This is a genomic window from Streptomyces sp. NPDC045026 (assembly GCF_056432625.1).
Genome location: NZ_JBWKIS010000008.1, coordinates 213,499 through 235,160, shown reverse-complemented (window position 1 = coordinate 235,160; position 21,662 = coordinate 213,499). Strand labels below are relative to the sequence as shown.

The following is a 21,662-nucleotide window of genomic DNA, read 5'->3' as shown; positions in this document are numbered from 1 at the left end:
GGGTCTTGAACGAATCGGACACCGCCCGCCGCCCCCGCTCAGTCGCTGAACGCGGTGCCCCGCGCCACCTTCTCCCAGGCGCCGATCTCGGCGCGCACCCCGTCGAGGTGGCCCACGACCGCGTCCACGGCGTCGTCGCCGAGAGGGAGGTGCAGCGGCGTCACGTCCGCCCCGAGCGCGGTGATGATCGCGGCCGCGGCCTTCGCCGGGTCGCCCGGCTGCTCGCCGTCGCCGGCGCCGACCATCGGCCGGGTCGGGCCGACCGTGTCTGCGTAGTCGTCGTAGCCGTCGAGCTCCGCGGAGACGCTCGTGTTGCCGAACAGGCTCGTGCGGAACGCGCCCGGCTCCACGACGAGGACCTTGATGCCGAGCGGCCCCACCTCGGCCGCGAGCGCCTCCGAGAAGCCCTCGAGCGCGAATTTCGTCCCGCTGTACGCGGAGAACCCGGCGAACGACATCTGCCCGCCCATGCTGCTCATCTGCACGATCGCCCCCGAACGGCGCGCCCGCATGTGCGGCAGGACCGCGCGGACCAGCGCCGCGGGCCCGAAGAAGTGCACGTCGAACAGGCCGCGCAGCTCCGCGTCCGTGGTCTCCTCGGCGGCTCCGACATGGCTGCGGCCCGCGTTGTTGACCAGGACGTCGATCCGGCCGTGCCGCGCGACGACGTCCGCCACCGCCGCCTCGATACCGGCCGTGTCCGTCACGTCCAGGGTGAGTGCCTCGACCTGGTCGGGGTGGGCCGCGACGAGGTCGGCCAGGGCCGACGTGTTGCGCGCGGTGGCCACGACGACGTCGCCTGCGGCGACGGCCGCCTCGGTGATCGCCCGCCCGAAGCCGCTGTTCGCACCTGTGACCAGCCATACCTTCGCCATCTCGAACTCCCTGTGCAAAGTGTGATCCCGTTGGATCAACCCTCTCGCCGGAACCGGTGGCCCGTCCAAGACCTCGCGCGACGGCGACCGGCGGGCCGCTCGTCCGTGATTATGCGCGGGCCGCACGGGAGGCCACCCGCGCCGCTCAGTGACGTACCGCCGCGGCGAGGGCCGCGATCCGGTCCGGGCCCACCCGGCAGCAGCCCCCGATCAGCCGCGCCCCGGCCCGCTCCCAGCCGGCCACGCGGTCCGCCGTGAACGTGGCCGCGCCCCGCCAGGCGCGAGCCCCCGCGTCCCAGGACTCACCGCTGTTCGGATAGGCCACCACCGGCTTCCCGGTGACACGCGCGGCCAGCGCCACCGCGGGCCCCACGTCCTCGGGGGCGCAGCAGTTGACCCCCACCGCGACGATCTCGTCAGCGTCGGCGGCCAACGCGAACGCCTCCTCCAGGGGCTGCCCGGCCCGCGTCCGGTCACCGGCGACGCTGTACGACAGCCACGCGGGGACGCCGAGCCCCCGCACCGCCCGCAGCAGCGCCCGCGCCTCGTCCGTGTCCGGCACGGTCTCCAGGGCGAGGACGTCGGGCCCGGCCGCGGCGAGGACCTCCAGCCGGGGCCGATGGAAGGCTTCGAGCTCGGCCACCGTCAGGCCGTAGCGGCCCCGGTACTCCGAACCGTCGGCGAGCATCGCCCCGTACGGGCCCGCCGACGCGGCCACCCACAGCGGACCCGGCACCCCCTTCGCCGCCGCGCGACGGGCCGCCTCGCGCGCCGACTCGACGCTCAGGGCGAGCAGTTCGGCGGCGCGCCCACGGGAGATCCCCCGCCGCGCGAACCCCTCGAACGTCGCCTGGTAGCTCGACGTGATCGCCACCGAGGCCCCCGCCTCGTAGTACGCGAGATGCGCGGCCACGATCGCCTCGGGCCGCTCGGCGAGCAGCCGCGCCGACCACAGCGCGTCGCTCAGGTCGTACCCGGCGGACTCCAGCTGGTTGGAGAGCCCGCCGTCCAGGACGACCGGTCCTGCGGCGAGGGCTCCGGCGAGCGAGGGTGACGAGGGGGACGTCATACACCGACGCTAACCCCGGTGGAGCCGGGAGGGGGTCAGCGCTTGAAGGCGACTGCCGCGTACACGTTGATGTCCTCGTCGGTGACGTCGTTGATGTCGCGGTACATCGTCTGCTCGATCGGGTCCAGGCTCGCCACGTACGCCTCGTCGTGACCGGCGGCGGCGCGGTCGGTGTCGTGGTCGGCGACGTGGTCCGGGCGCCAGTGGTGGGCGGGCACGATGCCCGGCTCGACGATCTCCAGGCCGCTCTCCGTGAAGAACCGGCGGACCTCGGCCGCCGAGCGGAGGACGAACGTGAAGCCCCGCTCGTGGTACGTCTCGGCCACCTTGGCGATCTTCTCGGCGTTCAGGTCGGAGGTGAGGTGGCTCAGGAACAGCGCACTGCCCACGGGCAGCGCTTCCACCAGCGTGCGCACGATGTCGTACGCCTCCGCGTCCTCGATGAAGTGCAGGATCGCCACGAGACCGAGCGCGAGCGGCGCGTCCAGGTCGATGGTGTTCGCGGCCTCCTGGAGGATCTTCGCCGCATCGCGCAGGTCCGCGTCGATGTAGGACGTCGCGCCCTGGGGGCCGCTCGCCAGGAGGGCGCGGGCGTGCGCGAGGACCACCGGGTCGTTGTCGACGTAGACGATCCGCGCCTCGGAGGCGATGCGCTGGGCGACCTGGTGGACGTTCTCCTGCGTCGGCAGGCCCGTGCCGATGTCGAGGAACTGGCGCAGGCCCGCCTCACGCGTCAGGTAGTTCACCGAGCGCCGCATGAAGTCGCGGTTGTGCCGCACGTCGAGGTAGCCGCGCGGGTTCGCCGCGAGGGCGGCGGCCGCCGCGTTCCGGTCGGCCGCGTAGTTGTCCTTGCCGCCGAGGAAGACGTCGTACACCCGCGCCGGGTGCGCCTTCGAGCTGTCGATCCGCTTGTGCAGCTGCTCGGCGGAGTCGTGCGTGGGAGCGTCGTCGCCCATGAAGGCCATCCCTCGTAGCTGGTCGTAGTGGGGACAACCTAGCGCCTACGCGCATGTGTTCGTGATCGACTCCGGCCCGCCCGCACCCTCAACTCCCGGGTACGGAACAGGCCTTCGCCGCCGTGCGCCTCCTGGATCAGTCCACCGCCGAGAACGTGAAGGCGAACGTGGCCGGGGCCACGTCGAGCACGTACTGCGGCAGTGGGCCGGGTCCGCAGGACTGGGAGCCGATGCCGTGCTGGGCGTGGTCCAGGTTCACCCAGACCGTGTCCCCGGCCACCAGGTCCGTGCGGTGCCCGGCCGCGTCGAGGTGTTCGCTCGTCCAGCGCCGGGCGGTGAACCAGAACTCCGGCTCGCCGTCGATGCGCAGGCCGCCGATCTCCACCCGGCGCACATCCGCCCGCGCGCCGTTCTCCTGCGGGCGCACGTACGGCGTCTGGAGCTCGTCGACGGACGCCTCCCACAGGCCGATCTGCGACGCGGCCCGTGTGTCCGGGTAGGCCTCGCCGGGGCCGCCGCCGAACCAGCGCGCGTGCGTCGCGGACGACGGGAGGCCGAGGCGGACGCCCAGACGGGGGAGCGGCACCTGCCAGTCGCCCTCGGGGGTCACCGAGACCGTGAGGGTCAGGCGGCCCGCGTCGTCCGCCGTCCAGCGGTACTCCGTGGCCAGCGCGTACTGGCCGGCCGCGGGCGCCACCCGCGTCCGTACCGTCAACGCCCCTGATTCCACAGCGACTTGGTCCAGTCGGTGCCGCATGCGGTGCAGCCCGGCCGCGCGCCACAGCGGGCCGAACCGCCGGCCCGCCTGCCAGTCGGCGCCGTCGTCGTTGTCGGTCGGCGCCCGCCACACGTCGAGGCGCACCCCGGCGACCGGTACCTGGCCGACGGTCCGCAGCTCGCCCGTACGCGCGTCGAAGACGGCCGGGCCGAGCCTGATGACATCCGCGTCCCGCACCGGCGACACCCCGCTCGCGGGAGCCACCGACTGCCGCCCCGACACGGGGAGTTGACCCCAGGCGACCACATGACCCCGGTCCGCCCACGCCGTGTCGTCGGCGAGCGCCGCCCGTACCGTCCACTGCGTCTGTGCGCCCCGCGCCGCGTCCGGCGGGGCGGGCAGCTTGACGTCCGCGCTCCCGCCGGGGGCGAGCGCGGGCACGGCGAGCGGGCCCGACTCCACCGGTGCGCCGTCCACCTCGTACGACCAGGTGAAGGCGAGCGCGCCGAGGTCCGCGAAGTCGTGGCGGTTCGTGACGCGGACCGTGCCGGCCGTCCCGTCGCCCTCGATCAGGACCGGCTCGATCACCTTCTTGTACTCGACGAGTCCGGGCGACGGCGTGCGGTCGGGGAAGAGGAGACCGTCACAGACGAAGTTGCCGTCGTGCAGCTCCTCGCCGAAGTCACCGCCGTACGCGTACCCGTACCGCTCGTGTGCGAGTCCGTGGTCGATCCACTCCCAGACGAACCCGCCCTGGAGCCGGTCGTACGTCTCGAAGAGGCGCTGGTACTCGGAGAGTCCACCGGGTCCGTTGCCCATCGCGTGCGCGTACTCGCAGAGGATGAACGGGAGTTGGCGGCGCGCCTCGGGGCCCTCGTCCTCGTACCGCCCGATGCGTTCGACCTCGGCGTGGTCCGCGTACATCCGCGAGTAGACGTCGGTGTCGGCGCACGACGCGTCGCCCTCGTAGTGCAGCGGGCGGGACGGGTCGCGGTCGCGGATCCAGCCGGCCATCGCGGTCAGGCCCGCGCCCGTGCCGCACTCGTTGCCGAGCGACCAGATCACCACCGAGGCGTGGTTCTTGTCGCGCTCCACCATGCGGGCGGCCCGGTCGAGGAGCGCCGGGGTCCAGCGCTCGTCGTCGACCGGATTGCGGTTCCACCCCTCATGGGTGAAGCCGTGCGTCTCCAGGTCGCACTCGTCGATCACCCACAGGCCGAGCTCGTCGCACAGGTCGAGGAAGGCGGGGTGGGGCGGGTAGTGCGAGGTCCGTACGGCGTTGATGTTGTGCCGCTTCATGAGGAGGACGTCGTGGCGCATCGTCTCCTCGTCCACGGTGCGGCCGTGCTCCGGGTGGAACTCGTGCCGGTTGACGCCGCGGAACAGGATCCGCTTCCCGTTGACCTTGAGGACGCCGTCCTCCACGACGACGGTGCGGAAACCGGCGCGGAAGGGGATGATCTCCCCGCCGGGCGTGGCCAGTTCACCCGCGTACAGGCGCGGGGCCTCGGCCGTCCACGGCTCCACCGGCAGCGTCACCGGCTCCCCGGCCGCCACGTCGACGCCGAGTTCGGGCACGGTCACACGGCCTCCCGCGCTCGCCTCGACCCGCAGCGTGCCCTGACCGGTGCCGTGGTCGTACGCGGCGTGCACGAAGAAGTCGGCGTCCGCGCCGTCGGGCCGGTGCAGCAGCGTGACCTCACGGAAGATGCCGGGCAGCCACCACTGGTCCTGGTCCTCCAGATACGAGCCGGACGACCACTGGTGGACGCGTACGGCCAGGACGTTGCCCTCCGCGCGCAGCAAGCCCTGGACGGCGAACTCGTGCGGCAGGCGCGAGCCCTTGAACTCGCCCAGCTCCTCGCCGTTCAGCCAGACCCGCGCACACGACTCGACCCCCTCGAAGCGCAGTACGGTCGCTCCCGACGACGGCCAGTCGTCCGGCAGGTCGAAGACGCGCAGATGGTCGCCGGTCGGGTTCTCGGTCGGGACGCGGGGCGGGTCGACGGGGAACGGGTAGACGGTGTTCGTGTACGCCGGTGCGCCGTAGGCCCCGTCGCCCTGGAGGACCCAGTGTCCGGGCACCGTCAGATCCGCCCAGCCGGACGCGTCGTGGCCGGGGCGGGCGAAGGACTCGTCGTGGCCGTCGGCCGTCGCCGAGAGGCGGAAGCGCCATGGGCCGTTGAGAGACAGGGACTTGGCGTCGGAGGCGGCGTACCAGGAACGCGGCGCGACACCGCCGGTCCCGGGGGACACCTGCTCGTAGTAGGGGAGTGCGGATTCCTCGGGGAGGGACACCTCGGGGAGGGACATCGTTCTCCTTGACGGTCAGGTCTGTGCGACGGTCACGTGGCTGCGACGGTCAGGTCGTGTGCGCGGTGAGTGTGGTGCCGGTCGGGCCAGGCGACGACAGGACGCCCTCCAGAGCGAAGGTCGCCGCGCCCAGGCACACGGGGTCGGTCGGTATCGGGGACAGGACGATCTCGGTGGCCGCGAACGGGCTGCCCAGGGCGTGCCGGGCGACGGCCTCGCGCACCTCGGCGAGCAGCGGCGTACCGAGCGCGGCCGCCACCCAGCTGCTGAGCACGATCACTTCGGGGTTGAGCAGATTCACCAGGTCGGCGACGGCGGCGCCGAGATGGCGGGCGGTCTCCCGGACGACCCGCAGGGCCACCGGGTCGCCGGCGGCGGCCGCCCGGCCGAGCGCGCCGATCGTCGCGGTCTGCTCGTCATCGGTCAACAGCGGGCTGTCCGGGGCGAGTTCACGCAGGGTCCGCATGATGGCGGGCGCGCCCACGTACGCCTCCACGCACCCGGCGTCGCCACAGCTGCATGGCCGCCCGTCCAGGACGAGCGTCGTGTGACCCCACTCGCCGGCGCTGTTCGTGACCCCGCGGTGCAGGGTCCCGCCGAGCGCGAGGCCCGCGCCGACACCCGTACCGAGGTTGATCACCACGGCGTCGTCGCGCCCGCGCGCGGCGCCGAACCACAGCTCCGCGACCGTCGCCGCCCGCAGCGGGTTGTCGAGGTGGACCGGATACGGGAGGCGCTCGGCGAGCAGCGCGGTCAGGGGCACGTCGCGCCAGCCGAAGTTCGCGGCGCGGACGGCGACGCCGCGCTCGCGGTCGACCTGCCCCGGCATCGTGACGCCCACGCCGAGCACCCGGGGCGGCCGGCGCGCGTCCGCGGCGGCTGCGCTCTCGACCGCGGTCCTGACCGCCGCCGCGATCCGGCCGACGACCTCCTCCGGGGCGGACCCGCCGGGCCGCAACTCCTCCTCGGCGCGCGCCACGACGCCCAGCGCGAGGTCGAAGAGCTCCGCGTGGACGTACGTCTCGGCCACGTCGACGCCGACGAGCGCGCCGCCCGCCGCGTCGACCGCGACCAGCGAGCGCGGACGTCCGCCCGCGGACTCCTCGAAGCCGACCTCGACCAACAGGCCTAGAGCGGTGAGCTCACCCACGAGCGTGGCGACCGTCGCCTGGCTGAGCCCGGCACTCGCCGCCAACTCGCCCCGGGAAGCAGGGGACTTGGCGATGAGGTGGCGCAGCACCGCGTACCGGTTCGCCGTCCTGATGTCGCGAGATGTGCGCTTCACCGTGTTCCCTCCTCGGCCGGCTTCGACGCTACGGCTGCCCGGACCCTTTCGACAAGGGGTTAGAAAAGGGGTTGTCAAAAGTCCCCGCCCGCGAGGGGGTGATCGCCACGGAGTACCGTCCGACCGCATGACCCAGACCGAGAACGCGACAACGCTGTCGCGCACGCTCCCGCAGACCGACCGCACCCGCCACAGCAGGCTCCGCGAGCAGGGCAGCCTGGAACGCACCGATCTCGAGGCGATCCTCGACGCGGGGTTCGTCTGCCACCTCGGCGTCCTCGTCGACGGCCGCCCCGTCGTCGTCCCCACCGTCTACGGCCGCGACGACTCCCAGCTGTATCTGCACGGATCGGTGGCGAGCCGCAGCCTGGCCGCCGAACCCGACGCGCCGATATGCGTGACCGTCACTCACGTCGACGGCCTGGTCCTCGCCCGCTCCGTCTTCGAGCACGGCGTGAACTACCGCAGCGCGATGATCCACGGCGTACCGCGCACGGTCACCGACCCCGACGAGAAACTCGCGGGCCTGCGCCGCCTCACCGAGCACGCGACCCCGGGCCAGTGGACGTACGCCCGGCAGCCGAGCCGCAAGGAGCTGGCCGCCACGGCCCTCCTCGTAATGTCCCTCGACGAGGCCTCCGTCAAGATCCGTACGGGTGCCCCCGACGACGGCGACGGGCCCGACGCCGCCCTCGGCCTCTGGGCCGGCACCCTGCCCCTGACCTCCCGCTGGGGCGCACCCACCGCCGACCCGCTGCTGCCGCCCGGCATCACCGCCCCGGCACACATCGTGGCGCGCGCGGGGACCCGGCAGGGCTGACCGGCAAGCAGGGGCATACCGTGAGTTCTCGAGCACTGGTTCTGGAGCGAGGAGAACGGGATGCAGAGCCGCACGGCGCTGGTCGAGGACCTGATGGAGCGCTTCCCGCACGTGCCGCGGGAAGCGGTGTTCAAGGAGGACCTGCTGCGCGGCGGCGTGGCCTTCGACAAGTCCGCGCTCAGCGACAACGAGTCCGGTGACGTCAAGCCGAAGTCCTATTTCATCTTCTCCTTCGACCACGGCACGCTCCCCGAACTCGGCGAGGCCGCGCTGCGCCGCCCGCCGGAGGAGATCATCCTCACCGGCGGCCCGTACGACCTGCGCCGCACGGTCGTCTCGGTCCGCGTGAACCCCTCGTCGCCCTACCGCGTCGCTGCCGACGAGGGCGGGGTGCTCGGCCTCTACCTCGACGGGAAGCGGATCTCGGACGTCGGCGTCCCGCCGATGCCGGAGTACTACCGGCACAAGCTCTCCAACGGGAAGTCGGTCATGGAGGTGGCCCCCACCATCCAGTGGGGCTACCTGATCTACCTGACCGTCTTCCGCGTCTGCCAGTATTTCGGCGCCAAGGAGGAGTGCCAGTACTGCGACATCAACCACAACTGGCGCCAGCACAAGGCGGCCGGCCGTCCGTACACGGGCGTCAAGGACGTCGACGAGGTCCTCGAAGCGCTCTCGATCATCGACCAGTACGACACCGCGAAGGCCTCCACCGCCTACACGCTCACCGGCGGCGCGATCACCTCCAAGCTCCAGGGCCGCGACGAGGCCGACTTCTACGGCCTGTACGCCAAGGCCATCGAGGAGCACTTCCCCGGCCGTTGGATCGGCAAGGTCGTCGCGCAGGCGCTGCCCAAGGACGACGTGCAGCGCTTCAAGGACTACGGCGTGCAGATCTACCACCCGAACTACGAGGTGTGGGACCGCCGCCTGTTCGAGCTGTACTGCCCCGGCAAGGAGCGCTACGTCGGCCGCGACGAGTGGCACAAGCGCATCCTCGACTCGGCGGACGTCTTCGGCGCGCGCAACGTCATCCCGAACTTCGTCGCGGGCGTCGAGATGGCCGCCCCGTCCGGCTTCACGACGGTCGACGAGGCCATCGCCTCCACCACCGAGGGCCTGCGCTTCTTCATGTCGCACGGCATCACGCCCCGCTTCACCACCTGGTGCCCCGAGCCGACCACCCCGCTCGGCAAGGCCAACCCGCAGGGCGCGCCGCTGGAGTACCACATCAGGCTCCTGCAGGCCTACCGCTCCACGATGGAGGAGTTCGGCCTCTCCTCCCCTCCCGGCTACGGCCCCGCGGGCGCCGGCCGCGCCGTGTTCTCCGTCAGCTCCTTCATGGACAGCCTCGCGCCGGAGACCGCGCCGGCCGGCTAGCCGCGAGTACCGGGCGCGGGTGCCTGCCGCACGCCCGCCCGGTCCGGGCGTTCTGTCCGGGCGGTCGGTCCGGGCGTGGTCAGGCCGCCCGCTCGCGCAGCACCGCGAGCGCGCGGTCGGCGTGGGCGCTCATCCGGAACTCGCTGCGGACCACTTCGAGGACGACGCGGTCCTGGCCGAGTACGAACGTGGCCCGCTTGGTCGGCGCGATCGAGAAGCCGCGCGCGACCCCGAACCGCTCGCGGACCTCGCCCTCCGGGTCGGAGAGCAGCGGAAAGCCGAGCGTGTGCTTCCCGGCGAACTCCGCCTGGCGCTCGACCGGATCTCCGCTGACGCCCACGGGCCGCGCGCCGGCGGCCGCGAACTCGGCCGCGAGATCCCGGAAGTGACAGGCCTCGGCCGTGCACCCGGGCGTCATGGCGGCCGGGTAGAAGAACAGGACGACGGGCCCCTCGCTCAGCAGCTCGGACAGCCGCGTCGGAACGCCGCTCTCGTCCGGCAGGGTGAAGTCCTCGACGGTGTCGCCCACTTCGACGCGCTTGCTCATGATCCGGCCTCCTGGGCCTTGGCCACACCGCGCGCCCACAGGACGAGCGGCACCTGAAGGGGGAGCCGCACGAGGGCCGCGGTCCTCAGCGGCGCGGGCTTGTCGCGCCAGTCGACCGCCATCTGCACATTGGCGGGGAAGACGCCCACGAAGAACGCGGCCGTGGCCTGGGCGGCCCTGCGGCGCGTCCACGGCAGGGCGATTCCGGCCGCCAGCGCGAGCTCGACGGCGCCGCTCGCGTACGTCCACGCGCGAGCGGAGCCCGGCAGCGCGCGGGGCACCGTGGCGTCGAAGGACTTCGGGGCGACGAAGTGCGTCACACCGGCACCGGCGAGCAGCCCGGCGAGCGCGAGGGACTTGCGTGTGGACGACGAACGGGCCCTGGAACGGGGCCTGGAACCGGAAGCGGGGCGGGGCACGGAACCTCCTCGGATGACTGGCGCGCGATATTACTCGGGAGTAAGCGCGCTGGGGAAGCCTGCGTGACCGAGCCCCTGTCGCCCCTGGCCTATCCGACGTCGAGATAGTCGCGGTCGATGTTCACCTTGGCGCCGCCCCAGGTCTCCTGGACGTCACCGGCGTACTGGTGGATGCGCTGGCTGCCCGGCCAGGCGGAAGCCGGGACGTAGCTGCCCGCGTCGGTGGCGGCGGCGCCGTTCCACGCGGCGAACCAGATGTGGTCGACGCGCGTGTACGCCGGATTGTCGTGCTCGGCCGCCGCGTCGCGGACACCGGAAGAGGCGCCGGAGTAGAAGCCGGAGAGATAGCCGCCGGCGTGCAGCGCCTCGGTCCAGCCGGACAGGTAGGAGAGGACGGCCGCTTTGCAGGAGGCGGTGGAGGCGTAGCCCTCGATGTCGTTGTAGAGGGCGCTCCCGGCCGGGATGCCGAGCGCCCGGGCGGCGGACACCGAGCCGACGGCGGCAGCGGCGCCCTGAGAGCGTGCGGTGGCCGGATCGGCGGACATCCTGTTGGAGAAGGTGGTGCAGGGGGCTTGCCTGCCGACCTCGACCGGGATGAGCCGCCACCCCTTCGCGGTCTGCTTGCTCACCCAGGAGGCGGTGAGGTTCGGCTGCGCGCAGGCTCGTGTCTGGCCGCTGATGTAGACGCCGACGGCGCCGTACGGGGAGTCGGCCCGCCAGGCGTCCATCGTCTTCTGGGAGGGCGCGGTGCAGGCGTCGAAGCCAGGGCCGGTGAATTCGCCGGGCTGCGCCCCCGCGGCGGCCGCGGTCCGCGCCGCACGGGCCGTCGGCAGCGGCGCGGGACTGCCGCCCGCCGTCAGGGTCGCCGACCCCAGGACCTTGCGTACCGCGGTCTCGTTGGCATCGGTGTGCGCCGCGGTGACGAGTACGCCCGCGCTCTCGACGGCGACCTGGATCTCGTCGTTGGTGGAGACCGCGCCCGGAGCGACGGCCGAATGACCGGCGGTGCGTGCCGTGGAGGGCGTCACACGGTGGGGGTCCAGACCGGCAAGCGGTTCGACGATCAGGCCCTCCGTGCGTCCGACCAGCCTCGCCGGGCACGTCGACCCGTTGCCGGGCCGGCCGAGATAGACGGTGGGCCGGTCGAAACGTACGCAGGTGTCGGGGCGCCGATCGAGGTCGACGACCTGCCACGTGGCCGGGACCCGCACCTGATAGCCGTGGTACGTCACCACTTGTGCACCGTCCTGCGCCTGCGCCGGAGCTGCCCCGACGGGCGCCGCGGACAAGGCCCCCAGTGCGACGAACAGTGCCGCCGCGGTGGCGGCCGGGCCGCGCCTGCGCCGGATGATCGGACGAAGCTGCACGACGGTCTCCTCTTCGGAGGGGGGATCAGGGTGGCTGCAGCGCTAGGTGTACCGCGTCGGGTCAGCGAGGAGGCTGTACGACGCGTGGGATGTGACGAGGTGTCATCCGCCCTCCGCAGTCTCACTCACCCGGTATCCGACTCAGGGCTGTGGGCCGGTGTCTGGGGGGTGTGGGCCGGTGTCTGGGGGGTGTGGGCGCGAGGGCGATAAATGCCTGGTGCCGCGGCTCTTGCCTGAGCTAGTCTCCGAACCGTTCCGGCGGTGGTCCATGGCCACCGTATGCAGAGGCGTATTCCAGGAGGTGTTGACCGATGGCTGTCGTTGTGACGGGCGCTGCCCGCATCCAGAAGTTCATCGAGTCCACCTCTGTGGTCACCGGCTGACCTACCTTCTTCCTTCGCGCCGCTGTGCGCGACCAGCTGGGGCCGCCTTTGTGAAGGGTCACCCCTTGTCTTCCTCTTCTCTCCCGCGTTCTCTCCCGAGCTCTTCTCCCTCGAAATCGGCCCTGGCTGTGTACGGCTGGGACGGCGGCTGGGAGGCCGAGTTCGCCCGGTTCGCCGAGCAGGGCCTGCTGCCGGGCCGTGTCGTACGTGTCGATCGTGGTCTGTGTGACGTCGTCACCGCCGAGGGTGTGGTGCGCGCCGACACCGAATTCGTCGTCCCCCGCGACCCGATGAAGGTCGTGTGCACGGGCGACTGGGTCGCCGTCGACCCTGAAGAACGCGACCCGCGGTATGTGCGGTCGCTGCTGCCGCGCCGCACGTCCTTCGTGCGCTCGACCTCGTCGAAGCGGTCGGAGGGCCAGATCCTCGCGGCCAACGTCGACCACGCGGTGATCGCCGTGTCGCTCGCCGCAGAGCTCGACCTCGGCCGTATCGAGCGGTTCCTCGCCCTGGCGTGGGAGTCCGGCGCCCAGCCCGTCGTCGTCCTCACCAAGGCCGACCTCGTACCGGACGCCGTGACCATCGCGCACCTCGTCTCCGATGTGGAGACGGCGGCGCCCGGCGTGGACGTCCTCGCGGTCAGCGCGGAGGAGGGCCCCGGCATCGACGTGCTCGGCGCGCTCCTCAGCGGGACGTCCGTGCTGCTCGGCCAGTCCGGAGCGGGCAAGTCGACGCTCGCGAACGTGCTGCTCGGCGCCGACGTCATGGACGTGCACGCCGTACGGGACGTGGACGGCAAGGGCCGGCACACCACGACCACCCGGAACCTGCTGGTCCTGCCGGCCGGCGGTGTCCTGATCGACACCCCTGGGCTGCGTGGCGTCGGGCTCTTCGACGCGGAGGCCGGCGTCGGGCAGGTCTTCTCGGAGATCGAGGCGCTGGCCGAGGGGTGCAGGTTCCACGACTGCGCCCACGACGCCGAGCCCGGGTGCGCCGTGCTGGCCGCGCTCGACGACGGGACGCTGCCGCCGCGCCGCCTCGACAGCTACCGCAAGCTGCTGCGCGAGAACCAGCGGCTCGCCGCCCGCACCGACGCCCGCCTGCGGGACGAGATGCGGCGCGTCTGGAAGGCGCGCGGCGCCGAGGGCCGCGCCGCGATGGAGGCCAAGCGGGGGCGCTTCATGTAAGGGGCACGCACGGACCCGCGCCCCGTCCCTCCAGGGGCGCGGGTCCGTGCCGACCAGCGGCTCCGCCGCGGGGCGCGGCCAACCACGGCGAACCCGCACCCGGCACCGCACCCCCGGTGGCAAGACCGCGTCCGATTTCCGCCAGCCCCAAGCGGAGCGCAAGTGCACACTGGAGGGCGTGATGATCGATGAGGACACGCGGTACGAAGCGGTGCGCAGCCGTGACGCGCGCTTCGACGGGGAGTTCTTCTTCGCCGTCGAGACGACCGGCATCTACTGCCGCCCCAGCTGCCCCGCGGTCACCCCCAAGCGGAAGAACGTCCGCTACTACGCCACCGCCGCGGCGGCCCAGGGCTCCGGGTTCCGCGCCTGCCGGCGCTGCCGCCCCGACGCCGTGCCGGGCTCGGCCGACTGGAACGTCCGCGCTGACGTGGTGGGCCGCGCCATGCGCATGATCGGCGACGGCGTCGTTGACCGTGAGGGCGTCGCCGGGCTCGCCGTCCGCCTCGGCTACAGCGCCCGCCAGGTGCAGCGCCAGCTCACCACCGAGGTGGGCGCCGGACCCGTCGCCCTGGCCCGCGCCCAGCGCGCCCACACCGCGCGCGTCCTGCTCCAGACCACCGGCCTGCCGATCACGGAGATCGCGTTCGCCGCGGGTTTCGCCAGCGTGCGCCAGTTCAACGACACCATCCGCGCGGTCTACGCCCGTACGCCCACGGAGCTGCGCGCCGAGGCCCCCGCCACCCGCGCCACCGCCACGGCGGCCGGCATCCCCCTGCGCCTCGCCCACCGCGGCCCCTACCGGGCCCGCCCCCTCTTCGACACCCTCGCCCGCGAGGCGCTCGACGGCGTCGAGGAGATGACCGGCACCCCGGGCGCCCGCATCTACCGCCGCACCCTGCGCCTTCCGTACGGCACCGGCGTCGTCTCCGTGGACGAACGCACCAGGTCCACGCCCGCGAGCCGCGCCGCGCACCACGGCGGCTGGCTCGACGCGCGCATCCACCTCACCGACCTGCGCGATCTGACGACGGCGGTGGGACGCCTGCGGCGCCTGTTCGACCTGGACAGTGACCCGTACGCGATCGACGAGCGCCTCGGCGCCGACCCGCGCCTGGCGCCGCTCGTCACGGCGCGGCCCGGCCTGCGCGCGCCGGGCGCCGCCGACCCCGACGAACTGGCCGTGCGGCTCCTCGCCGGGCGGGCGGAGGCGGCGCGGCTCGTCGAGCGGTACGCGAAGGCCGTCGACGCGCCCTGCGGCACCCTCACCCATGTCTTCCCGTCGCCCGACGACCTCGCCGGCGAACCGGGACCCGTCGGCGCGCTCGCCACGGCCCTCGCCGACGGGGCCCTGCGCCTGGACCCGGGCGCCGACCGTGACGACGCCGAGGCCGCCCTGCGCGCCCTGCCCGGCGTCGACCCCCGCACCGCCGCCCTCATCCGCATGCGGTCCCTGGCCGACCCGGACGTGGCCCTCCCCGACGGGCCGGGGCAGGAACCCGTACCGGACGCCTGGCGCCCCTGGCGCACGTACGCACAGCAACACCTCTGGACGCAGCGACAGTTGGAGCAGAAGTCATGACCGTCTACTACACCGTGCTCGACAGCCCCGTCGGTGAACTCCTCCTCACCGGCGACGAGTCGGGCGCCCTCACCTCCCTGTCCGTGCCCGGGCAGAAGGGCGGCCGCACGGTGCAGCTCGGGTGGCGGCGCGCACCCGAGCGCTTCGCGGACGCCGAGCAGCAGCTCGCCGCCTACTTCGCCGGTGAACTCAAGGAATTCCACCTGGAGTTCAGCACGGAGGGCACCGAGTTCCGCGAGAAGGTGTGGGCGGCGCTCGACGCCGTGCCGTACGGCGCGACCACCACGTACGGTGCCGTCGCGGCGAAGATCGGCGCCTCGCGCGCGGCCGTCCGCGCGATCGGCGGAGCGATCGGGGCCAACCCGCTCCTCATCGTCCGCCCCTGCCACCGGGTGATCGGCGCGGACGGCTCCCTCACCGGCTACGCGGGCGGCCTGGACCGCAAGCAGCAGCTGCTGTCCCTGGAGGGAGTCCTCCAGGACCAGTAGGGCCACTAGGACCTCTGGCCGTCGAGCCCCCAGCTGTGGATCTTGCGCGGGTGGATGCGGATGAGTTCCTCGCTGAAGTGCGCGCCCAGCTGGTGCGGGCCGGTGAGGAGTTCCGCCTCGCCCCGGATGTCGACGCCCCGCACCTTCCACGGCTTGAGGCTCACGATGTCGTCGACGACGAGCGCGACCTTCGGGTTCGCCTGGAGGTTGCGCCACTTCTTCGTTGTCCCGAGCGCGTATCCGCCGACCAGAATCGTGCCGTCGTCCTGCGGGAAGAACCCCACCGGGTTCGCCTGGGGCTGGCCCTTCGGGTCGACGGTGGCCAGCCGGCCCAGGCGCTGGGACTTCAGATACGTGAGCTCGGCCTCACTGAATTCGGTCATGCCTCAGCCAAGCACGATCGCCTCCGTCAGGCATCGGGCCCCGGTCCTAGGGCCGTTGCCCGATGCGTGCCGACGGCCAGGACCCGATGCGTGCCGACGGCCAGGACCCGATGCGTGCCGACGGCCAGGACCCGATGCGTGCCGACGGCTAGGACAGCAGACGCGCGTACCTGTCGTGCCAGGGGTGCGCCTCCTCCAGCTGTGCGCTCAGGGCGATCAGCGTCGCCTCGTCGGCGGGGCGGCCCACCAGGGAGACACCCACGGGGATGCCGCCCTCCGGCGTCCAGTACAAGGGGACGTTGACCGCCGGCTGGCCCGTCATGTTGTACGGGCTGGTGAACGCGCTGAACGCGCTCTGCCGGCGGAGGTTGTCGAGCGGGTCGCCGGACTCGTCGAAGAACTCGACCGGCTGCGGCAGCGTCGCCAGTGTCGGGGTGAGCACGACGTCGTAGCCGGACGTCGCCCGTACCGCACGGCGGGCGGCGCGCTGCATCCCGGTGATCGCGGCCGCGAGCTGCTCGCCGCTGACGCCTCGCCCGAACGCGCGCCACGCCCGGGTCACCGGCCGCAGCAGCTCCTCGGCCTCGGGGTCGAGGGCGTGGCCGAGCGACTGCACTCCCCACGCCGTCACGAAGTGGCCGCTGATCTCAGGACCGAACGGCGTCGGGATGTCCTCCACGACGTGCCCGAGATCCTCCAGGAGTCGCGAGGCGTGCTCCCAGGCCGCCAGGCATGCGGGGTCCACCGCCACGTCCTCGGCGGCGGGCCGCGCGTACCGGCCGATGCGCAGTCGCCCGGGGGAGCGCTCGGCGTGGGAGAGGAACGTCTCGCCCGGCGGGAGCGGCGGCGCCCAGTGCGGGTCGCCCCCCTCGGGACCCGCCAGCGCGTCGAGCAGCGCCGCCGCGTCGCGCACGCTGCGGGCCAACGGGCCTTGTACGGAAAGGCCGTTGACCTCGATCCCGCCGGGGCCCGAGCTGACCCGGCCCCGCGAGGGCTTGATGCCGAACAGGCCGCAGACGCTCGCCGGGATCCGGATGGAGCCGCCCCCGTCGCTGGCGTGGGCGACCGGCACGAGGCCCAGCGCCACGGCCACCGCGGCGCCGCCGCTGGATCCCCCGGCGGACAGGGCCGGGTCCCACGGATTGCGGGCCGGACCCGTCAGATCGTTGTCGGTGTAGCAACAGCAGCCGAATTCGGGGGTGTTGGTCTTGCCGAGGCTGATCGTGCCGGCCTCACGCAGCCGGGTCACGCTGTAGGCGTCGGCCTCCGGCGCATGGCCGGCGAAGGCCTTGGACCCGTACGTCGTGCGCACACCGGCCGTGTCGACCAGGTCTTTGACCGCCGTCGGTACGCCGAACAGCGGCGGCAGGTCCCCGTCCGCGCGCCGCTCCTGCGCGGCCGCCGCCTCGGCCAGGGCGGCGTCGGGCGTCACGGTCATGAAGGCGCCGAACCGCTCGTCGTAGCGCTCCACCCGCTCCAGGTGATGTCGTACGAGTTCCAGCGGTCCGACCTCGCCCTTGCGGACGGCGGTGGCCTGTTCGAGCGCGCCGAGTGCGTGCAGCTGGGCAGGGGCGGTCATGCGGCGCTCTCCTTCAGCTCGGCGACCTGCCGGGCCACCAGTTCCTCGTGCTCCTCGACGTCACGGCGCGCGTCGCGCGGCCGCCACCTGCCCGTCATCACGAAGATGAACGGCAGGAACAGCACCTGCCCGCCCAGGCACACCCACCACCAGGTCTGCCACGCGTGCGCGTTGTCCGCGCTCGCCCGCTGCACCTCGGGCCCGTGCTCGCGCAGGATCTTCAGCTGCGGCGCCGCCTTCTGCACGGTCTCCAGCCCTTCGGCGCCGACTTCCTTCTGTGCCTGGGCGAGCAGCGGGGCGGGCACCTTGTCCGGTGCGTAGGAGCCGAGTTCGGCGAAGAGCTTCGGGTGGGCCTTCGTGATGGCGAGGGCCGGAGCCGCCTGCACCGACGCCGCCTTGACCTCCGCGCCGTGCTCGATCAGCGGGGTCACGGTGCTGACCACGAGCGGCACGAAGGCGGCGGACAGGGCGACGGTGATCCGCACGATCCAGCCCCACACGGCGAGACCCGTGGCGGTGGCCGCCGGATTGTGCCGCTCGACCGTCTCCGTGAAGCTCGCCATCCACGGGGAGTAGGCGATGCCGCTGGTCACGCCGATCCCGGCCACGATGAACGCGAACGTGTAGTAGCCGGTGTGGGGTTGGGTGGCGTGCAGGGTGAACGCCAGCGTGAAGGCGATGGACCCGAGCGCGCCGAGCAGCATGAAGGGCTTGCGCACGCGCAGGCGGTCGGAGAACAGGCCGGCCAGGACCAGCGAGATCGCGTTCGCTCCCCAGTACCAGTTCAGCAGGGCGTTGGCGCGCTGCGGGGTGTACCCGAAGTTCGTGGCGAAGTAGAGCACGAAGTTGCCGACGGCGGCGAAGTACAGCAGGAGGTAGATGCTGATGGCGACGGCGGAGCCGATGACGTCGAGGCGGAGCATCTGCCGCCACTGACCGCGCAGCACCGCCTCCGTGTCCATCCCCTTGGCCCGCGCCTCGACCAGCGCCCGGTCGCGCAGGCTCACCATGATCTGGTCGCGCAGCGCCGGGGCGAGCTCGCGCAGACCGAACAGCGCGACGACGAACACGACGAGGCCGCTGATGCCCGAGAAGCGGATCTCGTCCTGCCAGGTGGTCGCGCCGCTGAAGGTGCGGGAGGTGACGGCGGTGACCACGAGGCTTCCGATGATCGGCCCCATCGTCCAGTAGCCCATGGCCGAGGCCCGGCCGAGCTGCGGGGAGAAGTCCCTGATGAGCGCCGGGGTGGCGACCAGGATCATGCCCTCGACGAGCGCCACGGCCGAGTAGATGACCAGGTAGCTGGCCTTGCCCGGCGCGTTGGGCAGGGCGAACGTGGTGAGCAGGCCGACCACCAGCAGGCCGTAGACCACGATGTTCGCCCGGCCCCACCGGTCGGCGAGACCGGCCACCAGGGACGAGAAGGCACCCACCGCGTTGGCCGCCACCGATATGTACACGAAGTACAGGAACGTCATGTGGTAGTGGCTGATGATGGCTGTCGACACCGCGTACTGGATGTACAGCTGGTAGTAGAGGACGATCGTCGCGAGCACGACGATTCCCAGGTACCAGTACCGGGGACCGCTCTCGGGGTAGCGGTCGAGCCGTCTGCCGCCGAGGCCGTTCAGTGCTGAGGGGAACGGCCGGCTGGTGCGCCGCGCCGTGTCCGTCGGTGACGAGACCGACATCATGCCTCCCTGGTGTCGAGACACACGCCAGCGCGTGCATGGTCGGGGACGTTAATACCGTCCGGTCGGTATCTCATAGAGGTGGGACAGGGATTTGTGATCCCGTTACGAAGGGAGCGCGTGGCCCGGTCCTGCCCGCTGCCGGGCAGGACCGGGCCACACGCTCTCACGTCAGGCGGGCAGTCCCCAGCGCGCGGCGGGCGCGTTCGGCGTGACCGGCCCGACGCTCAGGTCGGGGCGGTCGCCCTTCGCCGTGACGAGCGCCGTGTCCCCTTCGCGCAGGGTGATCCGGATCGCGCCGTCGCCCGCGTCCGCGTAGGGGAGTGGCCGGCCCCGCCCGTCGCGCACGTCGACCGCGCCCGCGATGCCGTGCCGCACCACGCACGGCGCGCCCGCCTCGCTCACGAGCCGCACCCAGCGTGTCGTGCCGCCCTCGCGCACCGCGCTCAGCAGAAAGGCGCCCTGCGTACGGAAGTTGTGGACGGCGAGGTCCTTCCACGCTGCGGGCAGGGCGGGGAAGACGCGGACCACGCCGCCCCAGGACTGGCACACCATGTCGTGCAGGGACTGGGCGGCCGACAGCGGCGTCTCGATGACGGGGCCCGACTCCTTGTACATGGTGTTGGCCTGGATGAAGCGGGACATGAGCTGGCCCAGGTACTTCAGCGCGTCCTCGCCCTTGCCCAGCAGCGCCGACATCGAGGCCGCGCCCGTGAACGTATAGCCCTGGAGGGCTCCTTCGAAGCCGACCCAGTGGGCCAACGACTTCTCGATCAGGCCGAGTTCGTCGGGCGTGCGGCCGGTCAGCTCGTACAGCGGGTACACGGCGAGCATGTGCGAGTAGTGGCGGTGGGACTTCGCGAAGGGGATGTCCGCGCCGATCATGAACCCGTTGGCGTCGGTGGGGTACGGGGTGCGCCGGGCGAGGACCTCGCGCCAGCGCGGCACCAACTCGTCCTCGATGCCGAGGAGTTCGGCCGAATCGAGAAGGGTGCGGCAGCCCCACGTCAGGAGCATCAGGTCGTAGTTGCAGTCGCGGGTGTTGCCGCCGTACTCCGGGGAGAACGTCGCGGGCAGGTGCAGCTTGCCGTCGGCTCCCGGCTCCAGGAAATGGAGGTAGTAGTTGATCGCCTTGCGCAGCAGCGGGAAGAGGACGTCGCGCAGGATCTTCTCGTCCATGGTGTGCCGGTAGCTCAGCCACACGTTGTGCAGCGCCCAGGTGAGGTTGCCGACCTCGGGCGTCGGGGTGTCCTGGCCGGGGATGCCCACGCCGTAGCCCTGCGCGTTGCTCGTCGCGCCGCCGTTCACGAGGTGCATGTCCGTGGTGCGCGGGATGCCGAGCGAGTCCGCACGGTACGGAGCGGCCACCTCGGCCGTGAGATTGTCCCGGAACTCACCCAACGCCCGCGTGACGGCGTCGAGTTCGAGGTGGTTCGAGCCGTGGATCAGCCAGTACTCCAGCTGCACGTTGAGGTTCCACCAGGTCGCGGGCCACGGCGTCGGCTCCAGCCAGGGGCCGCTGGTCGCCATCACGGGGGCGTCCCGGCGGGCGGCCGACGCCGTCTTGTAGAGCTGGATCCAGTAGAAGCGCTGGATGCGCGCGTCGGGGACGGACAGGAAGCTCTTGCGGTAATACGCGCGCCACCAGGCGCGATGGGTCACGGCGAGGGCGTCGTACGGAAGTCCGGACGCGGCGCGCACCGCCCGGACGGCGCGGTCGCGGGCGGTGGGCTTCGGGAAGGAGTGCGCCACGTTCACGTACAGGGTCCGCCGCTCGCCCCGGGTGCGCTCGCGCCACGCGGTGACGTACTGGCCGCCGGACAGGAGCGGCTGGACGGAGGCGGAGACACCGTCGTACTCGCCGTGCTCCGCGGGCGGATTGCCCTCGTAGCCGGCCGGGATCGGCTGGAACGCGGCACGCGGGCTGATGGACGTCGCCGGGTGGAAGACCCACGCGAAGCCGCGCTCGCCCTCGGACGGGGTGACCTCGACGGCGAGGACGGAGAGCGCGTTGGTGACCTGGGCTCGGATGGTGAGCGTGCCCTTGTCGGTGGTGAGGGTGCCGGTCAGCTCCGCGTCACGCAGGCGCAGGCGCCAGTCGAGGCCGGTGACGGTGCCGACGGGTTCGAGCGTGAAGTGGCCGATGGGCAGCCGCGCCAGACCGAACAGGGAGCCGAACTCCGGGCGGTGGTCCTGGACCTCGGAGTGCTGGACGTTGAAGCGGATCGCGTTCTTCCCGGGCTCCTGGTAGATCCCCGAGCCGAGAAGGCCGTTGCCCAGGTACGGCCCCTCGTACCAGGTCTTCGGCATCTGCTGCCAGACGAGGTCGGCGTCGTCGAGGACGGTGCGCCAGGCGTCTTCGGAGGGGGCGCTCGCGGTGGTGGCGGGGGCCTCGGCGGGGGTGGCGGCGGTGGCCTGTGCCGGCAGCCCGCCCGCGAGCGCGGCCCCGGCGAGGGTGGATCCGGTGGCGAGCACGGTCCTTCTGGACGGTCTTTGCATGGCGCGGCCTCCACGTGTCGAAGCAGACGTCGATTCATCGGAGCTATCCCTCGCGGAAAGCTAGAGATGTGACGAGAGCCCGTCAATATGCCGGGAGAGATCCGATGTGGCTCGCGCTACG

The 21,662-nt window shown here is 72.3% G+C and carries 17 protein-coding genes; 5 read left to right on the top strand and 12 right to left on the bottom strand.

Features of this window, described 5'->3' with window-relative positions; genetic code table 11:
• Positions 1-38: 38 nt before the first annotated feature.
• From AC07EJ_RS19975 to AC07EJ_RS19955, 5 genes are all read right to left on the bottom strand, one after another.
• A complete protein-coding gene (locus tag AC07EJ_RS19975) occupies positions 39-875 on the bottom strand; it encodes an oxidoreductase (RefSeq protein ID WP_478884623.1) in 837 nt (278 codons plus the stop codon).
• Between the two features lie 145 nt (positions 876-1,020).
• Positions 1,021-1,944, bottom strand: a complete 924-nt coding sequence (gene mmuM / locus AC07EJ_RS19970) for a homocysteine S-methyltransferase (protein ID WP_393582939.1) — start codon at positions 1,942-1,944, stop codon at positions 1,021-1,023.
• Between the two features lie 35 nt (positions 1,945-1,979).
• Complete coding sequence (locus tag AC07EJ_RS19965; RefSeq protein ID WP_393582937.1) at positions 1,980-2,900, bottom strand: SAM-dependent methyltransferase; 921 nt, start codon at positions 2,898-2,900, stop codon at positions 1,980-1,982.
• A gap of 136 nt (positions 2,901-3,036) precedes the next feature.
• A complete protein-coding gene (locus AC07EJ_RS19960; protein WP_478884622.1) occupies positions 3,037-5,931 on the bottom strand; it encodes a glycoside hydrolase family 2 TIM barrel-domain containing protein in 2,895 nt (964 codons plus the stop codon).
• A 49-nt stretch (positions 5,932-5,980) separates the two neighbouring features.
• Positions 5,981-7,216 (bottom strand): ROK family transcriptional regulator, encoded by a 1,236-nt coding sequence (locus AC07EJ_RS19955; RefSeq protein WP_389482181.1) that lies wholly within the window; start codon positions 7,214-7,216, stop codon positions 5,981-5,983.
• 127 nt (positions 7,217-7,343) lie between these two features.
• On the opposite strand from AC07EJ_RS19955, the gene AC07EJ_RS19950 reads away from it, so the two are divergent.
• Together AC07EJ_RS19950 and AC07EJ_RS19945 are read left to right on the top strand one after the other, a co-directional pair.
• Positions 7,344-8,036: a pyridoxamine 5'-phosphate oxidase family protein gene (locus AC07EJ_RS19950; protein WP_389482178.1), complete on the top strand. Its 693-nt coding sequence runs from the start codon at positions 7,344-7,346 to the stop codon at positions 8,034-8,036.
• 60 nt (positions 8,037-8,096) lie between these two features.
• The gene (locus AC07EJ_RS19945; RefSeq protein WP_389482176.1) at positions 8,097-9,416 is read left to right on the top strand and encodes a radical SAM protein; all 1,320 of its coding nucleotides are present in this window, start codon (positions 8,097-8,099) and stop codon (positions 9,414-9,416) included.
• A gap of 79 nt (positions 9,417-9,495) precedes the next feature.
• Here AC07EJ_RS19945 and AC07EJ_RS19940 read toward each other — a convergent pair whose 3' ends face one another.
• The 3 genes from AC07EJ_RS19940 to AC07EJ_RS19930 form a co-directional block, all read right to left on the bottom strand.
• Positions 9,496-9,963 (bottom strand): peroxiredoxin, encoded by a 468-nt coding sequence (locus AC07EJ_RS19940; protein ID WP_389482174.1) that lies wholly within the window; start codon positions 9,961-9,963, stop codon positions 9,496-9,498.
• Positions 9,960-10,382: a DoxX family protein gene (locus AC07EJ_RS19935; protein ID WP_389482172.1), complete on the bottom strand. Its 423-nt coding sequence runs from the start codon at positions 10,380-10,382 to the stop codon at positions 9,960-9,962. The genes AC07EJ_RS19940 and AC07EJ_RS19935 overlap by 4 nt, the downstream gene beginning before the upstream one ends.
• A gap of 89 nt (positions 10,383-10,471) precedes the next feature.
• The gene (locus AC07EJ_RS19930; protein ID WP_389482170.1) at positions 10,472-11,749 is read right to left on the bottom strand and encodes a DUF1906 domain-containing protein; all 1,278 of its coding nucleotides are present in this window, start codon (positions 11,747-11,749) and stop codon (positions 10,472-10,474) included.
• Positions 11,750-12,197: 448 nt separating this feature from the next.
• Between AC07EJ_RS19930 and rsgA the strand changes: the two genes are divergently transcribed.
• The 3 genes from rsgA (at position 12,198) to AC07EJ_RS19915 (ending at position 15,389) form a co-directional block, all read left to right on the top strand.
• Positions 12,198-13,319, top strand: coding sequence for a ribosome small subunit-dependent GTPase A (gene rsgA / locus AC07EJ_RS19925; RefSeq protein ID WP_478884621.1), 1,122 nt, complete (start codon positions 12,198-12,200; stop codon positions 13,317-13,319).
• A 181-nt stretch (positions 13,320-13,500) separates the two neighbouring features.
• Positions 13,501-14,901: a DNA-3-methyladenine glycosylase 2 family protein gene (locus AC07EJ_RS19920; protein ID WP_389482166.1), complete on the top strand. Its 1,401-nt coding sequence runs from the start codon at positions 13,501-13,503 to the stop codon at positions 14,899-14,901.
• The gene (locus AC07EJ_RS19915; RefSeq protein WP_389482163.1) at positions 14,898-15,389 is read left to right on the top strand and encodes a methylated-DNA--[protein]-cysteine S-methyltransferase; all 492 of its coding nucleotides are present in this window, start codon (positions 14,898-14,900) and stop codon (positions 15,387-15,389) included. Before AC07EJ_RS19920 ends, AC07EJ_RS19915 begins: the two co-directional genes overlap by 4 nt.
• A 5-nt stretch (positions 15,390-15,394) precedes the next feature.
• On the opposite strand, the gene AC07EJ_RS19910 is transcribed toward AC07EJ_RS19915, so the two are convergent.
• The 4 genes from AC07EJ_RS19910 to AC07EJ_RS19895 form a co-directional block, all read right to left on the bottom strand.
• Complete coding sequence (locus tag AC07EJ_RS19910) at positions 15,395-15,772, bottom strand: PPOX class F420-dependent oxidoreductase (RefSeq protein WP_389482160.1); 378 nt, start codon at positions 15,770-15,772, stop codon at positions 15,395-15,397.
• A 148-nt stretch (positions 15,773-15,920) separates the two neighbouring features.
• The gene (locus tag AC07EJ_RS19905) at positions 15,921-17,351 is read right to left on the bottom strand and encodes an amidase (protein ID WP_389482158.1); all 1,431 of its coding nucleotides are present in this window, start codon (positions 17,349-17,351) and stop codon (positions 15,921-15,923) included.
• Positions 17,348-19,045 (bottom strand): MFS transporter, encoded by a 1,698-nt coding sequence (locus AC07EJ_RS19900; RefSeq protein ID WP_393582923.1) that lies wholly within the window; start codon positions 19,043-19,045, stop codon positions 17,348-17,350. Before AC07EJ_RS19900 ends, AC07EJ_RS19905 begins: the two co-directional genes overlap by 4 nt.
• Before the next feature lie 168 nt (positions 19,046-19,213).
• Positions 19,214-21,541, bottom strand: coding sequence for a glycosyl hydrolase family 95 catalytic domain-containing protein (locus AC07EJ_RS19895; RefSeq protein ID WP_389482152.1), 2,328 nt, complete (start codon positions 21,539-21,541; stop codon positions 19,214-19,216).
• Between the last annotated feature and the right edge of the window lie 121 nt (positions 21,542-21,662).

Bases quoted from the DNA above. Each gene is read 5' to 3' on its own strand.
- AC07EJ_RS19975 (WP_478884623.1), bottom strand. From the start codon at position 875: ATGGCGAAGGTATGGCTGGTCACAGGTGCGAACAGCGGCTTCGGGCGG.
- mmuM (WP_393582939.1), bottom strand. From the start codon at position 1,944: ATGACGTCCCCCTCGTCACCCTCGCTCGCCGGAGCCCTCGCCGCAGGA.
- AC07EJ_RS19965 (WP_393582937.1), bottom strand. From the start codon at position 2,900: ATGGGCGACGACGCTCCCACGCACGACTCCGCCGAGCAGCTGCACAAG.
- AC07EJ_RS19960 (WP_478884622.1), bottom strand. From the start codon at position 5,931: ATGTCCCTCCCCGAGGTGTCCCTCCCCGAGGAATCCGCACTCCCCTAC.
- AC07EJ_RS19950 (WP_389482178.1), top strand. From the start codon at position 7,344: ATGACCCAGACCGAGAACGCGACAACGCTGTCGCGCACGCTCCCGCAG.
- AC07EJ_RS19945 (WP_389482176.1), top strand. From the start codon at position 8,097: ATGCAGAGCCGCACGGCGCTGGTCGAGGACCTGATGGAGCGCTTCCCG.
- AC07EJ_RS19940 (WP_389482174.1), bottom strand. From the start codon at position 9,963: ATGAGCAAGCGCGTCGAAGTGGGCGACACCGTCGAGGACTTCACCCTG.
- AC07EJ_RS19920 (WP_389482166.1), top strand. From the start codon at position 13,501: ATGATCGATGAGGACACGCGGTACGAAGCGGTGCGCAGCCGTGACGCG.
- AC07EJ_RS19915 (WP_389482163.1), top strand. From the start codon at position 14,898: ATGACCGTCTACTACACCGTGCTCGACAGCCCCGTCGGTGAACTCCTC.
- AC07EJ_RS19910 (WP_389482160.1), bottom strand. From the start codon at position 15,772: ATGACCGAATTCAGTGAGGCCGAGCTCACGTATCTGAAGTCCCAGCGC.
- AC07EJ_RS19905 (WP_389482158.1), bottom strand. From the start codon at position 17,351: ATGACCGCCCCTGCCCAGCTGCACGCACTCGGCGCGCTCGAACAGGCC.
- AC07EJ_RS19900 (WP_393582923.1), bottom strand. From the start codon at position 19,045: ATGATGTCGGTCTCGTCACCGACGGACACGGCGCGGCGCACCAGCCGG.
- AC07EJ_RS19895 (WP_389482152.1), bottom strand. From the start codon at position 21,541: ATGCAAAGACCGTCCAGAAGGACCGTGCTCGCCACCGGATCCACCCTC.